Genomic DNA, 17,276 nt, shown 5'->3' with positions numbered 1-17,276 from the left:
GTCCCCTCGCCACCAGCGCCGCCGCAGTATCACTGCCGGGGGGCAATCACTCAAACGCCAAACGCGAAACCACCGGATTGGCATAAGCCTGGATAGCCTTGTCGCGCCAGCGCTCATCGATCTTGGCCATGCGTGCCTCAAACTTCTCGCAGGTTTCCCGGTGCTCCCCAGCATCCCAAGGCTTGTGGGGGTAACCCACCGGCAACCCGGACACCTCACCATAGATCTTCTCATAGGCGATCAGGTTGGTGGGGTGCAGGGTGTAATTACCGACGACCTGCCGATCGATCTCCTCGGCGACGCTGTTAACATCATTGAAGTCCGCCTCGATGGGCGTGCCAAAAGCGGTGTGCACACGCCCTTTGAAGCCGATAACACCCTTGCCAATAGAGGCGAGGTCCTCGTTCTTCGCCTTCTTATACTCTTCCTTGTGCTCGGTGACGTAGAGCTCCTTGGCTTTCTGACCGTCGCAGGGGTCCCACTCGTAAGAAATGGACAGCGGCACGATGTGCAGCTTGCGCCAGAAATCGGCAAAAGGGGTATCTCGATCCTTAGTCATCGCGAACATAGCCGCCAAGGCTGGATTCGTCCGATCCATGCCGTCCTTCGCACGCCCAGAGCGCTGTGCGATCCACACATGCTCGTTGTCGTTCACAATGGAGTGATAGATGTAATTGGATAACTTGGAGGCCGACTGCAGTTTTTCGCGGCGGCTGCCCGAGCTGCGTTTGACCGTAAAACACTTATTGAGCTTCATGATATCGCTGGCAAACTGCTTGCTGAGCAGGTTGTCGCCAATGGCGATACGCGAAGTCTCATGCCCCTCTTTGTACATAGAGACAATCGCGAAGGCCGGGTCCATGGCGATATCCCGGTGATTGCTCACAAACAGGCAGGCGCGATCCCGCGGCAGAGTATCCAGCCCGCTGATCGTCAGCCCGGAGGTGGTGCGATTCACAACCTTGTCGATGTACTTTTCTACAACCGCCTGCACACCGCGCACGTCGTGTACTTTACGAAACTCAAAGCGTAGGAATTGGCGTACCAGCCAGGCCAATGGCCCTTCCAAACGCGCCAGTTTGGGGATGAGGAAATGGGCTACGGCGTGGGACATCTCCGGATCGGCAATCAACCGGTCCAGAACATCGCGCACTTCCTCATCGCGATAGGGGCGCATATCCTCAAATTGAGCGGGGTCTAACTCACTTGCTCTCATGAAATCACTACCTGCCGGACCTACGACTAGCGGCCCGGGCTCATTTTATTGTGCGGCCACAGGATGGCCGGGATAAGAAATCGGCGCAGAACATACCGGAAGCCTCGCCGAACTGCCAGCACCTCACCTGACCAGATACCTGACCGAAGTGTAGGAATCCCTCTTAGACGAATCAGTCAGCCAAAAGGTCCTCCCGCTCTATTCGTTATTGAAAGTAGACTTCACCGCCCCAAGCCGAGAGAATAGGAGGATTAACCGTCGCCGACGACAAAAATAACGAATACGGCACATGCCACGCAGTCAAGCAGGAGTCCACCTTGTCTCAAGCCAGCCCCAATAACGAACCGCGTACACCCAGCCTACTGGATGCGCTGATCCCCTTGGGCGTCCTGATCGCGCTCCTCTCGCTGTCGGTCTACTTCTACGGCGCCGACTCTTCCTACGGTCCGAACCAAATCGCACTGCTGTTATGCGCCTGTGTGGTTGCTCTGATGGGCATGAAGAATGGCCATAGCTGGAGTAATATGGAAGGCGGTATGTTACACGGCATCGGTCTGGTATTCGGTGCGATCCTCATACTACTGGCAGTGGGTGCTCTGATCGGCAGCTGGATTCTGGCCGGCACTGTGCCATCCATGATTTATTACGGCGTACAGATACTGTCGCCCCAGTGGTTCTATGCCGCCAGCTGTATTATCTGTGCGGTGGTGGGCCTCAGTATCGGTTCCAGCTGGACCACCGCTGGCACACTCGGTGTCGCACTAATGGGTATTGCCGGTGCCCTGGGCCTCTCCCTGGAAGTCACCGCTGGCGCTGTGATTTCCGGCGCCTACTTCGGCGATAAGATGTCCCCGCTATCCGACACCACCAACGTGGCCGCAGCGGTAACCTCAAACGACCTGTTCCAGCATATCCGCCACATGATGTCGACCGCGATTCCAGCCTTCGTCATTGCCCTGGCGGTTTTTGCTTTCCTCGGTTTTACCACCGAAACCAGCACTGCCTCCGCCACCGATATCGAGTCGCTACTAAACGCGTTAAAAAGTGAATTCAATATCTCTATGGTGAGCCTGTTACCGCTAGTCTTGCTACTGGCCATGGCTTGGCGCAAAGTCCCCGCCTTTCCGACGCTGATCATTGGCTCCCTCGTTGGCTGCGTAATCGCCCTAATTATCGAACCAGAAAGCGCTCGCCGCCTCGGTGGCGGAGAGGGCTTTTTAGCCCCATTGAAAGGCGCTTGGTACAGCCTGTTCGATGGCTACAAGTCCACCTCCGCCAATGAAAATGTGGCCGAACTCTTATCTAAAGGTGGTATGAGCAGCATGCTCAATACCGTATGGTTGATCACCTCCGCCATGGCTTTCGGCGGCGCCATGGAGCGCGCTGGCTTCCTTCAGGTAATCGTCAACTGGACACTAGCCCAAATCAAAACAGTCGGTGGCTTGGTCACGTCCACAGTACTCACCTGTTTTGGCATGAACCTCGCCGCCGGCGACCAGTACATGGCCATCATTATTCCCGGCCGCATGTTCCGTGAGGCCTTTGCCGAAAAAGGCCTGCACGGGCTGAATCTGTCCCGCACTCTGGAGGACTCCGGCACTATTACTTCGGTACTGATTCCCTGGAACACTTGTGGAGCCTTTATGGCCGCCACCCTCGGCATCCAAACTATTTACTATCTGCCCTACGCCCTGTTCAACATTATTTGCCCACTGCTGGCAATCGCCTACGGCTGGTTGCACTTTAAGCAAAAGCCCATCTCTGTGGCGGCTACGGCAACTTAAGAAAAAGGAAATCGACAAGCCCCCATGAGTGAAAGCGGTACCCTGAGCGCCCTGATACAAGAGGCGGATTTTAAATTGCATTGGTTTGATATGGGCCGGCGCCTGCAGCCTGTATCCAAGTCCACCGCTGAGGCCTTCGAGGCGGGGCAACAGGTTTGGCCCCACCCTTACTTACGCCAGGCCTGGTGCGGACTTCTGCTACAACCCGCAGAGGGCGGGGAGCCGATTGTCTGGTTCCTGCGCTTCCCCCTCGATGAACAGGGCAAGCTGCAATTGTCCGCTCGCGACAACCTGTTGCGCGCACTGGCACAAGAACTTAAACAGGGATCCGCTTCGGAATCTGCCGCACAGTTAGACCAGTTGCTGCAGCAAAGCGGCCTCCTGTTCACCCCCTCGACTGAACGACAGGCCACCTTTCACGCCCACACAGGGCTGCTTCTGAAACGTGAGCCCAGCGCTCACTATGCCGCTACGCTCGGCTATTTGCACAATCCGCAAGAATCCCGCTGGGACAACTTGGCACTACAGGGCATTGCCGACCTCGCCGTACACTGGAAGAACAATAAAGCTCTCCTTCTGCGCCAGTTACCCCACATTGCCGCACCAGTGTTGATCAACCTGTGCCACTGCTTGGAAAATGAATCGATTGATCACCAGTTGGCGGAGGCCATCGCCATGTGTGCACGTGCGTCCTTGCACAGTGACATCCCGGACTACACGATAATCGCCGCGGCCGTGCGCGGTATTTCCCACTCCCCCGCACAGGGCCTGCGCCGCACCCTGCTACAGGAACTGTTACAACAACAAACGCAACAACGGCCCGAATCCACTTCGCCCCCTATCGAGTTGCTCGCTGCCATCGGCAGCCGCTGCCCACAGGATCTTCAGGAGCAAGAATTGGCCAAGTTGTGGTTGAATACGCTGGCACACAGTAACAACCAGAGCACATTCAACTTACTGCTCTCCGACTTGATGTTTCTCCCCCTGGTCCGCGCCTCTTTATTGGGCGTATTGCGCAATCCAGCACGGGAGGAGGCTCTGGCGCAGGCATTCGGTAATTTCCTGCACGGTCCAAAGCCTACCCACTAACGCGTGAACAATGAAATAGATGGGGCTCCATCTATTTCATTACCTTACCGGCATAATCGTCCTCTCAGAAATTCCTCAGCGCCTCTTTTCTTCTGACCCATTCAGCCGCTTTTCGATAGGTAAAGAGCCGCCAATTTTTTGGACCTTTTGCCCAGCAAAAAAGAAAAGCATCTAAAATTTATACTCCAACCCAAAAGGCAAACCACTAAAACAATATTGGAAAGACAATTCCGTTCCAAAAAAAACGAGATACCCAGAAAACACAGTTTTTACAGCGCAAAAACAAATAAACTGGCATCGCTTTCTTCTTGACTTAACCTCTGACCGTTATTTTCTCCCTGCGCCTATTACACTCAATTAGGCGGTATCTTTGTAAAGCACATTTTACAAAGCTGACCAACAGGTGACGTTTTATTGGCTATGCTAATGGCTAACATCAACGGAAAGGAGTTAGGGGATGAATTTCACTCCAGCCAAGTACTTAATCGGAATTATCAGTGCACTGGTTCTAGCAGGTTGCTGTAGCCCTCCGGCACCGCCAGCTTACTGCCCACCAGGCGCTGAACAAATTCCAACTTCTATGGCTTGTCCTGCAGATGCTGACTGCTGGATGGCTTCAGACAGAGTACGCTGCATGAAAGTGGTGAAGTAGAATCATTTCAAGCAGAACAGCGTGGTGATTCATACTAAATGAGGTTTTGATAAAATTTGCCCTAGTAGGTACACAAATAACTAAGCATTATTTAGTATGAATCACCACCAAATGCCGCTTTAACGAGCGGCATTTGTTTTTTTGGTAGCTCATTCTTAACGAATACTCCCCCCTTGTAATACACTGTAACGCCTTAGGTATCAGCCCGGCACAGGGAATGCGATAGCATTGCCAACCTTTTGAAAGCAAGTACCAGTAAACGCGCACAAAACTGCAAAAAAAACTCCTCACAAGAGAGCGAATCAAAGATCACCATGACAAGTGAAACCCTGGCCCTAAGTCGCGCCGCAGCTATTCGACAACTGCAAGCACATTTCGAAGAACAAAAGTGGTCCCTGCGTGAACTTTTCGCTACCGATCCGCAACGCGTAGAAAATTTCAGCTGTGAGGCCGCGGGTATCTACTTGGACTTCAGTAAAAACCACCTGCGCCAGGATACTTTGCAATTATTGATCGACTATGCCGAAGAGCAGAATCTAAACAGCAAAATTTCGGCCCTCCTCAGCGGAGCCAGTATCAACAACACTGAGCGTCGCCCTGCGCTGCACACAGCACTGCGCTTTCAAGGAGACGCAAAGACTGAACACGAACGCGCCGTAGCTGATTGCCGCGTACAAATGCAGCGATTTGCCAATAAGGTACACAGTAAAGAATGGCTGGGATTTAACGGAAAACCCATCCGCCATATTGTCAATATCGGTATTGGCGGCTCCGATCTCGGCCCACGCATGGTGGTCGAAGCCCTGACACCCTGGCATAGGGATAGCATTCACGTACATTTTGTGGCGAATATTGATGGCGCCGACCTGAGTGACACCCTAGAGGACCTGAACCCGGAAGAAACCCTGTTTATTATTGCTTCCAAGTCATTTTCCACCCTGGAGACACGGGAAAACGCTCTGAGCGCACGCCGCTGGATACTGGCCGCCGGCTCAAATGAGAAGCAACTGGCCCAACACTTTGTTGCGGTTAGCAGCAACATAGTTGCAGCACAGGACTTCGGCATTACTCCAGAAAATATTTTTCCTATCTGGGATTGGGTGGGGGGCCGCTACTCCCTGTGGTCCGCTATCGGTCTGCCGATTATCCTCGCTTGTGGCTACAGCGTTTATAAGGCGTTATTGGCCGGCGCCCACAGTATGGACAACCATTTTGCCCAGGCTCCCCTGCAGGAAAACCTGCCGGTACTGCTGGCTCTTATCCAGTTCTGGTACCGTCAGTGCTGGAGCACCAAAAGCCAAGTGGTCCTGCCCTACGCACAGCGCTTGTCCAAATTTCCCGCCTGGATGCAGCAGCTCGATATGGAAAGTTTGGGCAAAAGCGTGGATAGAGACGGCAAGCCGCTGGGATACCCCAGTGGCGGTGTGGTCTGGGGCGCGGAGGGCACCAACGGACAGCACTCCTTCCACCAACTATTGCACCAGGGCACCGACCTGATTCCCGCAGATTTTATCGCCATTAAGCAACCCACTTCCGAATTACACGAGCAGCATCGCTGGTTATTGGCCTGCTGTATTAGCCAGAGCCAAGCCTTATTGCGTGGAAAATCCTTACACGATGCCCGCCAGGAACTTGAAGAGGCCGGCTATACACACCGCGAGGCTCATTCACTGGCTCCGCACAAAGCCATCCCCGGCAACCGTCCCAGTAACACCTTGATCCTGGAAAAACTCGATCCTCACCACCTGGGCGCTCTACTCGCTCTTTACGAACATAAAGTTTTCTCAAGTGGATGTCTGCTGGGAATCAACCCTTTTGATCAATGGGGTGTAGAGCTGGGCAAGCAATTGAGTTCCCAAATTTATCAATCTGCCGAAGCCGCGATACCCGAAAATTGGGATAGTTCTACTCGCAGCCTGATGGAAAAACTGCTGTAAGAAGGTATTTTTCAAAGCTAGTAAGGCCGTATTTAAAATGCGGCCTTTTTTTGCAAAACTCTCCTGGAAACAATCCATTCACTTATTCAATGGCTGAGTAACCGGCCACACTCAATAGCTACCCCCACAACCAGCTTACCAAATACTGGCATGCCAATTTATTCTTGTTCACTGAGCAATAACCCATGAAATGGTTTATTTGGCGTCGATACGATTTTTAAGTAATGGCTCAACCAGATCCAAAGGTAGCGGAAACACAATTGTTGAGCTGTTATTGGCACTGGAAATATCAACCATCGTTTGCATATAACGCAGGGTAATAGCATTCGGATTTTGCGATAATTGGTTAGCCGCCTCAGTCAATTTCAATGCCGCTTGCGCCTCACCCTCCGCATGAATCACTTTGGCACGTCGGGCCCGCTCCGCCTCAGCCTGCTGAGCAATCGCGCGCACCATACTCTCATCCAGGTCGATATGTTTTATTTCAACATTGGTGACTTTAACACCCCAAGCATCAGTCTGCTCATCGAGAATTTTCTGAATATCTACATTAAGCTTGTCCCGCTCGGAAAGCATTTCATCCAATTCATGCTTACCCAGTACTGAACGCAAGGTAGTCTGCGCCAACTGACTGACCGCCTCGTGATAAAACTCGACATTAATAATCGCCGACTGTGAATTAATCACCCGATAATAAACCACAGCATTGACCTTTACTGAGACGTTATCGCGGCTAATCACATCCTGGGAAGGCACATCCATCACGATCGTGCGCAAATCCACCCGCTCCATCGTCTGAATGATAGGGATGATAATAATCAGGCCAGGGCCTTTAACAGTTTGGAAACGTCCCAGAAAAAATACCACCGCACGCTCATATTCGCGCAAGACGCGGATGGCATACATCAGCAGCAACAATATCGCGAGCACTAACAGCCCAACAAAATAACCGACCATGTTTCTCTCTCCCTGTAACCACCTGCAAAATTTGATAGAGCAAAAATGCTCTTATTGAAGACTAAACCTTATTTCTATCCGGGCTCCACATAAAGCAACAAACCGCGCTGGGCGACAATTCGCACCCGCTGCCCAGGCTCGAGAGGCGTTTCACAATGAGCACGCCATATTTCTCCATCGAGATGCACTAATACTTCACTTTCGTGCACATTACTGACAAGCGCCGTACGCCCTACCAGGGCTTGATCTGAGGCGAGTCGTGGTTTACGCAAACTCCTGCCCACAGCCAGCAGCAGACCCAGGAGAAAGATTCCACTCACTCCGGCAATAGCCGCGATCAGTTTGCGCGACACCTGCATTCCAGGCACATCAGTATCGATCAACATGACCGAACCAATCACTAAGGCGATAATCCCGCCGATTCCCAAAGCGCCAAAACTGGGCATGAATACTTCTGCCACAATCAATAGTGCCCCAACAATAATCAGCGCCAGACCGACGTAATTAATTGGCAAAACTTGCAGGGCATAAAATGCCAATAGCAAACAGATAACCCCGACTATTCCAGGGACAAAAGCACCGGGGCTATAGCCTTCAAAAATCAGGCCGTAAATACCTATCAGCAAAAGAATATAAGCCACTTGCGGATTGGTAATCAGTGCCAGCAATTCATTGCGCCAATCCGGCTCGTACTCTTTTATAGGCAGCTGTGCAATTTCTGCTGAAATGGTAATCTCCCCAGAATCAAGAGAAACCTTGCGCCCAGCAATCTGCTTGAGCAGATCCTGGTCATTCTTGGCGACGATATCGACCACATTCAGCTCGAGTGCTTCCGCAGCCGTGAGGGTCGCAGCTTCCCGCACAGCCTTTTCTGCCCAATCTGCATTGCGCCCATGGCGCTGGGCCAAACCGCGAATAAAAGCAATGGAATCATTAACGACCTTGCGCTCCATGGCCGTGCCGGACAGCGATTCTTCCTTCTTGCCCTCTTCGCTTTCTCCCTCACCGTCTTGCTTTTCTTTTTTCTCTTTTTCTTCACTCTCTTGTGGCTTGCTGCCCGGACCCGGAGTTCCCGGTGGCCCACCGATCTGCACCGGTGTAGCGGCACCGAGGGTGGTGGCCGGCGCCATAGCGGCTATTTGGCTGGCATAGAGGATATAGGTACCGGCACTAGCAGCACGGGCACCGGAGGGATAGACAAAAGTGGCAATCGGGATCGGGGAGGCGAGAATGTGCTGGATAATATCGCGAGACGCGGCATCGAGCCCCCCAGGGGTGTCGATATGCACAATGATTAAGGCTGCACCGCGCTCTCCGGCCTCCTCGGTAGCGCGCTTAAAATAATCCGTCGTGGCCGGACCTATAGCACCATCAATAGACAGCAGTGCTACATGGGGAGAGGTATCCTCCTGAGCGGCACTTTTCGACATTAAAACGATAAAGAGCAGCGCCAACATAAGCGCGCCGCGCAAGAAAACCGCAGGCGTTATCGAGTTCGACATGCATCTTTCCCTGATGCGATTGCGGAGGTGCCCAGGCCAACCTCAACGGTTATGGCCAGGCAACCCAATCAGATTAACAGAAAAGTGCGGTCCTATCCGTAAACAAGCTCTGCTGGCGTTATACCTGGTTGCGGCGACTGTGCCAGTGAACCTCACGGGCATACTCGTCCACTTGACCTTCCACCCCCAGCAGCAGCGCAAACAGTGCCATACGCACCAGCAGGCCGTTATCCGTCTGTCGGAAGATTGCCAGACTGGGGTGTTCGTTCAGATCGGTATCCAATTCATTCGCTTCGGCGCGAGAATCCCTTGGCAGAGGGTGCATGATCACCGTATTGGGCTCCGCATAGCGGGTAAAAATCGCCCGGTTTAAACGGAAGCGCCCGCGGTAGCGGTTGGCCTCATCCTGAGAAGAAAAACGCTCTTCCTGAATACGTGTGGAGTACACAATATCCACATGGGCGATCGAGGTCTCCAGCTGATCGGTGACGGTCACCTCGTGCCCTACCGCACGCAACTTCTCCACGATTTCCTCGGGCATCGCCAGTTCCGGCGGCGATACCAGGGTAATGTGTACCTTGCCGAACAAGCACAGTAACTTGCATAGGGAGTGCACTGTACGACCGTGCTTGAGGTCGCCGATCATGGCGATACGAAAATCGTCCAGAGTACGGTTGTGCCCCGCCAGCTCCTTGCGGATAGTGTAGAGGTCCAGCAGCGCCTGGGTTGGATGCTCATTGGCGCCGTCACCGCCGTTGACCACCGGAACACGACTCGCCTCGGCAAACTCAGCCACCGAACCCTCTTTGGGGTGGCGCATACAGATCACATCGCTGTAACCCGACAGTACCCGCGCCGTATCGTAGAGAGACTCCCCCTTGGCCATTGCACTGGCGGTAATTCCCACAGTTTCACGCACGGTACCGCCCAGCAAGTTAAAAGCAGCGCCAAAGCTCAGGCGAGTGCGCGTACTCGGCTCCATAAACATATTGCCGAGAATCGCCCCCTCGAGCACACGTGTTACTTTTTCACGCTGGGCATAGGGGGTCATGGCGTCAGCAACATTAAAGACGCGCTCAATGTCGGCACGCTCAAACTGGCTGACGGACAGGATATTGGCTCCGATAAAGTCCATGGTTACTCCAGTGGTTGCGCCTTGTGGGCGCCGGTTCTTCGCGAGCGGCATTCTACTCGGCCCCAGTTACAGAACCCAGTCCAGATACACCGCTAACGGGGTAGAAAAGCCGGAATCAAGCCAACAGGCTATCACCCCAGTTTTCCAATTCGGTAAGCAGAGTCGCCCGTTGCGGGTGCTGCACCCGCAGCTCAGACAACTGGCGGAAGTAATCCTCCAGGGTGATGGAAGCTCCAGCGGTGGAATCGGTTAAACGCTGGAAACACCAAATCTGCCAACGCTGTTGCTCCTCTTCCGACAACGTCTCTGGGAAGTTGCGCGCGCGCATACGGAATAGAAGCTCCGGCAGGCGCTTGTCACTAAAAGGTATTTCTCCAGCCAGCGCTTCCGGCCCGCGGGTAGCCAAGCCCCGGTGCAGCTCACGGCAGATATCCCGATCCGCATCATTGAGGAAACCGCCATACAGGTCAGCCTCAACATCTTTCGGTGGAAACTCCCGGTCCAGGAACACATTGTGCAATTTCTCGGTCAAGTCGATATCTTTGAGTTTCTGCCAATTGGCTTCGCAGACAGCACGGTCGATGCCCAGCTCAGCGGCGCGCTTGTCGTCAAGCATATTCGCCGGCGCCAGCACCGGGCACTTATTCAAATGCACCAATTTCAGACCCACAGGCAATTCGCCCTCACCGAGCTTGTCGCGGGATGTGTAGAGGCGCTCGCGCAGGCTATCGGCATCCAGGTTGAGCAAGGGTTCGGGGTCCATCGCCAAGTTGGCGACGATCACCGCATTGCGGTTAACCGGATGGCTGGCCAGGGGCATGACATAAGTCAGATGCCCATGATTGGCGGAGACTTTACCGGAGATATGCAGCAGTGGGCGACGCTCGCGCATATCGATCATCTTGGCCACTTCCTGCTTGCGGCGCAGGCGGAACACATAATCGTAAAGCTTCGGTTGTTGTTTGCGAATCAACCGCGCCATATCGATAGTGGCGTGAACATCCGAGAGCGCATCGTGGGCACCCTCGTGGGCAATATTATTCGCGGCGGTCAACTCTTCCAGGCGGAAGGACGGCGCACCGTCTTCGCGAGTCGGCCACTGAATGCCCTCGGGGCGCAGGGCATAGGTGAGACGCACCATATCGATAATATCCCAGCGGCTGTTGCCGGAGCGCCACTCGCGCTCATAGGGATCGAGTAGGTTGCGATATAGGGCGTAGCGGGTGACTTCATCGTCAAAACGTAAACTGTTGTAACCCACTCCACAGGTGCCCGGCGCACCGAGTTCGGCGAGAACGCGCTGAATAAACTCAATCTCCGGCACGCCATTGGCCAGGGCTTTTTGCGGACTGATGCCGGTCACCAGGCTCGCCATCGGCTGCGGCAGACAGTCTACCGAGGGGCGGCAGTAAATCATCAGTGGCTCACCGACGATATTCAGTGCTTCATCGGTCCTGATACCGGCAAACTGCGCCGGCTTGTCGGCACCAGGATTTGTGCCCCAGGTTTCATAATCGTGCCAATAAAGTGTGCTTGAACTCACGGTACCTCCATAATTTGGCGGCATCATACCACCGAGCGCCACGCTATCTGGACACCTGGGCACAGATTTGGACCACAGCCAACCACCTCAGTCCGAAAACGTTGGTTGCAAAGCCGCCACCGCCCATTAAAATTCGGCGTTTCCACGAATTTAAGACAGCGCTTCACTCTATGAATATTCGCCAACTCCTCTCCGACAAATTCCAGGCCGCCATGCTCGCCGCCGGTATCCCCGAAGAATGCGGCCCCGTCGTGGCACCTGCGAAAAAAGCCGGATTTGGCGACTACCAAGCCAACGGCGCTATGGGCGCCGCCAAGCGCATGAGCACCAACCCCCGCGAGCTGGCTGGCAAGATCCTGGAGCAACTGGATAAGGGCGATATGATCGAAAAGGTCGAGATCGCCGGTCCGGGCTTCCTCAATATCCACCTGAGTGAGCAGTGGCTGGGCCAGCAACTGTGGGCCGCCCAGAGTAACAAACGCCTGAATGTCGCCGCAGCGCAAGAACCAAAGACCGTAGTCATCGACTACTCCTCCCCCAACCTCGCCAAAGAAATGCACGTAGGCCACCTGCGCACCACCATTATCGGTGATGCCCTGGCGCGTCTGCTGGAGTTCCAGGGTCACAAGGTGGTTCGCCAAAACCATATGGGCGACTGGGGCACCCAATTCGGCATGCTGCTGGCGCACCTGTCCGATAAGCTGGCAGACAGCGATGCAGAGGTGGCGCTGGCCGACCTGGAAGTGTTCTATCGCGAAGCCAAGGTGCGCTTCGACGACGAGGAAGGCTTCGCCGACCGCGCTCGCGGCTACGTGGTAAAACTGCAAGGTGGCGACGAGCAGTGCCTGAAACTGTGGAAACAGTTTATCGATATCTCCATCAGTCACTGTGAAGAAATCTATTCCAAACTGAATGTTACCCTTGAGCAGGGCGACATCTATGCCGAGAGTCGCTACAACGACGATCTGCCGGTACTGGTTAAAGAGCTGCTGGATAGTGGCATCGCCGTAGAGGACCAGGGGGCGATCGTAATCTTCCTGGAAGAGATGGCCGATAAAGAGGGCAACCCCAGCCCGATGATTATCCAGAAGAAAGGCGGCGGCTACCTGTACGCCACCACCGATCTGGCCGCTATCCGCTACCGCACCAACCAGCTCAATGCCGACCGCATCCTCTACGTAGTGGATGCGCGCCAATCCCTACACTTGCAGCAGACCTTTGTCGCCTCGCGCAAAGCGGGCTTTACTCCAGAATCTACCGCCCTGGAACACTGCACTTTTGGCACCATGATGGGCGACGACGGAAAGCCCTTTAAAACCCGCAGCGGTGGTACTGTAAAACTGGCCGCCCTGCTGAACGAAGCGGTAGAGCGCGCGGAAAAACTGGTAGCCGAGAAAAACCCGGAGCTGGATACAAAAACCTGTGCAGAAATCGCGCGCAAGGTGGGCATCGGCGCAGTGAAATATGCAGACCTAAGCAAAACCCGCACTAACGATTACATCTTCAGCTGGGAATCCATGCTGAGCTTTGAGGGCAACACCGCCCCTTACCTACAGTATGCTTATACCCGCGTACGCAGTATTTTCCGTAAAGCCGGTATTGAGCCCAGCGAACTGAAAGGCAATATCCAACTGGAAAGCCCGCAGGAGCGCGCCCTAGCCATTAAATTAAGCCAGTTTGGCGAAGTGCTGGATCAGGTAGCCAAAGACACCTTCCCACACGTGCTCTGCACCTACCTGTATGAGCTGGCCAGTGCCTATATGAGCTTCTACGAAGCCTGCCCGGTATTGAAAGAAGGTGTAAGCGAGCAACAGAAGCACAGTCGTTTGCAATTGTGTAACCTTGTGGCCAGCACTATCGCAACCGGCCTCGACCTGCTCGGCATTGAAGTGATGGAGCAGATGTAAATTGCTTCTGCCCGGCGCCACCTCCAGCACACTTGCAGGCTGGCGAGCCGGGCGGCATCCGAGCAGGCGGGCTCTCCTAGCCGTCTGCTCAACCATCCTGCCCCCGCTCTTGCCCAAACAGGCCACATTTCCCCCACCGGCCTGACCAAAGGAAAATAACCTGTGAAAATTCTGATTACCGGCGCCTCCGGCCTGCTGGGTCGCAGCGTATTCAAACAACTTTCTGGCAATCCGATCTTTTCCGTTACCGGCACGGCCTTTTCTCGCGCGGGAGATAATTTAATTCACCTGGATTTATCCGATCGCGAAGTCGTAAAGGCCTGTTTGCAGACAGAGCAACCCGATATTGTCATTCACTGCGCCGCCGAACGATGGCCTGATCGCTGTGCCGACAATCCCGATAGCGCCTGGCAACTCAATGTCAGCAGCACCGAATTCCTGGCAAATCACTGTAGCGCAATCGGCGCACAGCTGGTGTATATCAGCACCGACTATGTCTTCGATGGTACAGCTCCACCCTACGCCGTAGATGACAGCCCCAACCCCGTGAACTTTTATGGCCGCAGCAAACTGGCCGGAGAGAAAGCGGTATTGAAAAACAGTAACCATTGGGTATTAAGATTACCCTGGCTGTTTGGGCCTGTCGCCTATCTGGGAGAGTCCGGCATCACCGCCCTTCTAGAGACACTGCGGGAACAAAAATCCATCACACTGGATCACTGGGCAATTCGATTTCCCACCAGCGTCGAGGAAGTGGCAGAAATTTTGGAACAATGCCTGCTAAAAATTATTAACGGCACAAATTTTGAGGGTGTTTATCACTGGAGCGGCGATACCGCCTGCACCCGTTATGAACTTGCACAACTTATCGCCAACACCTGTGGCCTAATTGCTGCGCACATAAGCGCGAACACTGAGCCCGACTTTGCCGTACCGCGCCCCTATAATTGCCAGCTGGATAAATGCCGGCTTACCGAATTGGGTATTGTAGGCCATGAGCCCCTTCAACATCAGCTGGCCCGAAATTTAAAACCATTTATTACTTGAAACCCAATCTAATTGATTTAAATAGCTTTTATAAACAGTTACCAGAAGATAAATTCGCTGGTAACGATAGTTTTTTATTCGGCCGTCATGACGGCCGGGTTAATACACACTACAGGGATGTTACTCAGTCGGCCATCTGCCGACGCAGGCTTTTGTTATCCTCTCAATCACCAATAAAGAGGCATAACAAAAGTGGCAATCAAGTAGATCAGGGAAGAGCTCTTGGATTGCCGGGTTTAAAACATTCGAACATTAGGGAAGTATGCATGAAATTAAAACACTGGTTTTCTGCCGGGGCTCTGGTATTGGGCAGTTTTGCCACTCTCGCCTCCTGTCACGCAGACAGTGGCCATCACGGCAAGCGGCTACACCAAGCCAGCAAAAACGAAGACGCCCAACCAATTATCTGGGTCGGTGACTTCAACAACTTTGACGATGCCGTCGCCCTCATGCTAATCGCCAAGGACCCGCGCTACACCTTGGAGCTAGCGGTAGTGGAAGATTCCTTTAATACCGTCGCCCACGGAGCTAATACGGTTTACAACATCCTTGAATGGCTGGGAAATAACAATACCAAAGTAATCCGCGGTGCCTACTTCGCCACAGAGGAAGTCGCCTATGGTGCAAACGGTAATGTTACCGGCAGCCCGGTCATTGATGACAAGGCCATTGCCAACCGTCCCGACTACCAGCTGCCCAATTCCTCCGATTTTGGTACCGGCACCTGGAACCTGGAACGCCGCAATGCCATGGGCATTAACCTATACGGCCAGTATGTACCCGGCCCCTGGCGCGATAATGGCTCCACCCTATATGGAACCGACCACCTAATTCCCCGCGCAAAGCAAAATCACTATCGCTATCAAGGTAATAATGGCGTTTCCTTTAATTTCGAACTGGCCGAAGACATTATCCTGGAAACCCTGGATAACCTGGAGCAACGCCCAGTAGTTTTCAATACTGGTAAACTGACCACCCTGGCCCGCGTACTCGGCAAGGCAAGTGAAGAACAGCTAGCGAAAATTGACCGTGTAATTATGATGGGCGGTGGCTTTGAAAATTACCAACCGTTTACCGCAGATCACGAAGCGGCCTGCTTCGGTGATAAATCACGTAACCTGGGTGGTAATATATTCTCTCACCCAAGCTTCGGCTGTGACAGCGACTTCAGCACCCACCAAGAATTCAATATCCTACTCGACCCCTTGAGCGCACAGTGGACTTTCGATGCTCTGAGCAAAAATAATATCGAAACCTATCTGGTACCCACCAACTCCACCGATATGGCCAAAGTACAGGGCAGCACCATCGAAGCCCTCGCAGAGCGTCGCGCAACCCCGGAAGCCTGCTACACCTCCCAACTCCTCAGCTCCATACGTGAATTTGAGGGTGGGGATTTCCAGGGTAATGGTGACTTCGCGATGGATGCGGTCATTCGCCTGTGGGACATTATCGCCGCACTGGTGCTACTGGAACCTGAAACCTTGGAAATGGATCTGGTCCCCGGCTATATCGCCGTAGACCAGCTAAATGCTGGCCTGGCCGATAGCATGACCCCCTACGATCCCATTACCTTCGACCCCACCGTAGGCAAAACTACCTTTGCTGAAAGTGGCGAGGGCCTGGAAGTGAATGTGGTTATGGGCATCAATCACAATGCCGCTCGTACAGCGATGATTGAGCGTTTGCGTGATCGCTTTAATGCGGCGCGTAAGGGGGCTAGATGCCGGTCTAAAGGGCACTATTAAAAAGAAAACCTTTTAATTATTTACAGTTTTTGTAAAGTTTTTAAAGGGTTCTCGATTTTATGGGGGAGGATAAAGTACTCCCCCAACTTTCAGCCCTAAAACTGGATAATGAGAAACATAAAATCCGGCCAGCTACTTCTTTGAATCATTAGTAGAAATAAGCCTCTCATTCCCCTTCTTCATTTTATCTAGGGAAGCTCTGAAAAATAGCTTTCTAGCTCTAAATTAGGTATCACACAATAAAAAAATGACTGTTTTTTAGTCAAAAGTCAGGTTTCCATAGGCATTTATCCTCATTTTCATTCCCTGAAATCTGTGTTTTGCAGATTTCAGATGCACTGATCCTAGTGCGGCAGATATTTTTTTCCAATCAATAAGTTGGTAAAGCCGGCCAGCATACACAGACGCTGGGTGTTTTTCTTTAAACCTCGATAGCGGACTTTTCCATATCCAAAAATGTTTTTTATATAACGGAATGGGTGCTCTACTTTTGCCCTAATCTGCGCCTTAATCTTTTCCACCTTTCGTAACGCATTCTGGCCTGGACGATGTCTTAAGCGACTTGGCTTCTCTGCAATGTGCCATTCCACATCTTTAGACTTCAGTTCTTCGCGCTTTTCTGCCCCGGTGTAACCAGAATCCCCCCAGACTCGCTTTTCTTCGCCATGCAGCAATTGACCTGTTGCAGTAATGTCATGCTCATTAGCGGCTGTTGTATCGATACTATGTATGAGCCCGAGAGTGTCATCTGTACCAATA

At 53.1% G+C, this 17,276-nt stretch carries 12 protein-coding genes; 6 read left to right on the top strand and 6 right to left on the bottom strand.

Annotated elements, in window-relative coordinates:
• Positions 1 to 46: 46 nt before the first annotated feature.
• Positions 47 to 1,216: a 1-acyl-sn-glycerol-3-phosphate acyltransferase gene (locus ACCI51_RS12785; RefSeq protein WP_299581682.1), complete on the bottom strand. Its 1,170-nt coding sequence runs from the start codon at positions 1,214 to 1,216 to the stop codon at positions 47 to 49.
• 317 nt (positions 1,217 to 1,533) lie between these two features.
• Between ACCI51_RS12785 and nhaC the strand changes: the two genes are divergently transcribed.
• The 3 genes from nhaC to pgi all read left to right on the top strand — a co-directional run bounded on the left by nhaC (position 1,534) and on the right by pgi (position 6,678).
• Positions 1,534 to 3,000 (top strand): Na+/H+ antiporter NhaC, encoded by a 1,467-nt coding sequence (gene nhaC, locus ACCI51_RS12780; protein WP_299581679.1) that lies wholly within the window; start codon positions 1,534 to 1,536, stop codon positions 2,998 to 3,000.
• A 24-nt stretch (positions 3,001 to 3,024) separates the two neighbouring features.
• Entirely contained in the window at positions 3,025 to 4,089 is a 1,065-nt protein-coding gene (locus tag ACCI51_RS12775) for a DUF3549 family protein (protein ID WP_371843898.1), read from the top strand.
• 966 nt (positions 4,090 to 5,055) lie between these two features.
• Complete coding sequence (pgi, locus tag ACCI51_RS12770; RefSeq protein WP_371843896.1) at positions 5,056 to 6,678, top strand: glucose-6-phosphate isomerase; 1,623 nt, start codon at positions 5,056 to 5,058, stop codon at positions 6,676 to 6,678.
• Between the two features lie 195 nt (positions 6,679 to 6,873).
• Here pgi and ACCI51_RS12765 read toward each other — a convergent pair whose 3' ends face one another.
• From ACCI51_RS12765 to sbcB, 4 genes are all read right to left on the bottom strand, one after another.
• The gene (locus ACCI51_RS12765; RefSeq protein ID WP_299581670.1) at positions 6,874 to 7,635 is read right to left on the bottom strand and encodes a slipin family protein; all 762 of its coding nucleotides are present in this window, start codon (positions 7,633 to 7,635) and stop codon (positions 6,874 to 6,876) included.
• A 74-nt stretch (positions 7,636 to 7,709) separates the two neighbouring features.
• Positions 7,710 to 9,137 (bottom strand): NfeD family protein, encoded by a 1,428-nt coding sequence (locus ACCI51_RS12760; RefSeq protein ID WP_371843895.1) that lies wholly within the window; start codon positions 9,135 to 9,137, stop codon positions 7,710 to 7,712.
• Positions 9,138 to 9,255: 118 nt separating this feature from the next.
• Positions 9,256 to 10,272: an aspartate carbamoyltransferase gene (locus tag ACCI51_RS12755; protein ID WP_299581985.1), complete on the bottom strand. Its 1,017-nt coding sequence runs from the start codon at positions 10,270 to 10,272 to the stop codon at positions 9,256 to 9,258.
• 115 nt (positions 10,273 to 10,387) lie between these two features.
• Positions 10,388 to 11,839, bottom strand: coding sequence for an exodeoxyribonuclease I (gene sbcB / locus ACCI51_RS12750; RefSeq protein WP_371844025.1), 1,452 nt, complete (start codon positions 11,837 to 11,839; stop codon positions 10,388 to 10,390).
• A 146-nt stretch (positions 11,840 to 11,985) separates the two neighbouring features.
• Here sbcB and argS point away from each other — a divergent pair, with 146 nt between their 5' ends.
• From argS to ACCI51_RS12735, 3 genes are all read left to right on the top strand, one after another.
• On the top strand, positions 11,986 to 13,722 hold the full coding sequence (gene argS, locus ACCI51_RS12745; RefSeq protein WP_371843893.1) for an arginine--tRNA ligase: 1,737 nt from the start codon (positions 11,986 to 11,988) through the stop codon (positions 13,720 to 13,722).
• Between the two features lie 162 nt (positions 13,723 to 13,884).
• Positions 13,885 to 14,769, top strand: coding sequence for a dTDP-4-dehydrorhamnose reductase family protein (locus ACCI51_RS12740; protein ID WP_371843891.1), 885 nt, complete (start codon positions 13,885 to 13,887; stop codon positions 14,767 to 14,769).
• A gap of 266 nt (positions 14,770 to 15,035) precedes the next feature.
• Positions 15,036 to 16,517: a nucleoside hydrolase gene (locus ACCI51_RS12735; RefSeq protein WP_371843890.1), complete on the top strand. Its 1,482-nt coding sequence runs from the start codon at positions 15,036 to 15,038 to the stop codon at positions 16,515 to 16,517.
• 344 nt (positions 16,518 to 16,861) lie between these two features.
• Here the strand turns inward: ACCI51_RS12735 and ACCI51_RS12730 are convergent.
• The coding region (locus ACCI51_RS12730; RefSeq protein WP_371843889.1) for a transposase at positions 16,862 to 17,276 on the bottom strand (415 nt) is incomplete at its 5' end.

The organism is Microbulbifer echini, from assembly GCF_041447225.1.
GTDB classification, from domain to species: domain Bacteria; phylum Pseudomonadota; class Gammaproteobacteria; order Pseudomonadales; family Cellvibrionaceae; genus Microbulbifer; species Microbulbifer echini.
This window is presented reverse-complemented; position numbering and strand designations above follow the sequence as displayed.

Excerpts from the sequence above, each read along its gene's own strand:
- ACCI51_RS12785 (WP_299581682.1), bottom strand. The coding sequence starts at position 1,216 with ATGAGAGCAAGTGAGTTAGACCCCGCTCAATTTGAGGATATGCGCCCC.
- ACCI51_RS12775 (WP_371843898.1), top strand. The coding sequence starts at position 3,025 with ATGAGTGAAAGCGGTACCCTGAGCGCCCTGATACAAGAGGCGGATTTT.
- pgi (WP_371843896.1), top strand. The coding sequence starts at position 5,056 with ATGACAAGTGAAACCCTGGCCCTAAGTCGCGCCGCAGCTATTCGACAA.
- ACCI51_RS12765 (WP_299581670.1), bottom strand. The coding sequence starts at position 7,635 with ATGGTCGGTTATTTTGTTGGGCTGTTAGTGCTCGCGATATTGTTGCTG.
- ACCI51_RS12760 (WP_371843895.1), bottom strand. The coding sequence starts at position 9,137 with ATGTCGAACTCGATAACGCCTGCGGTTTTCTTGCGCGGCGCGCTTATG.
- ACCI51_RS12755 (WP_299581985.1), bottom strand. The coding sequence starts at position 10,272 with ATGGACTTTATCGGAGCCAATATCCTGTCCGTCAGCCAGTTTGAGCGT.
- sbcB (WP_371844025.1), bottom strand. The coding sequence starts at position 11,839 with ATGCCGCCAAATTATGGAGGTACCGTGAGTTCAAGCACACTTTATTGG.
- argS (WP_371843893.1), top strand. The coding sequence starts at position 11,986 with ATGAATATTCGCCAACTCCTCTCCGACAAATTCCAGGCCGCCATGCTC.
- ACCI51_RS12735 (WP_371843890.1), top strand. The coding sequence starts at position 15,036 with ATGAAATTAAAACACTGGTTTTCTGCCGGGGCTCTGGTATTGGGCAGT.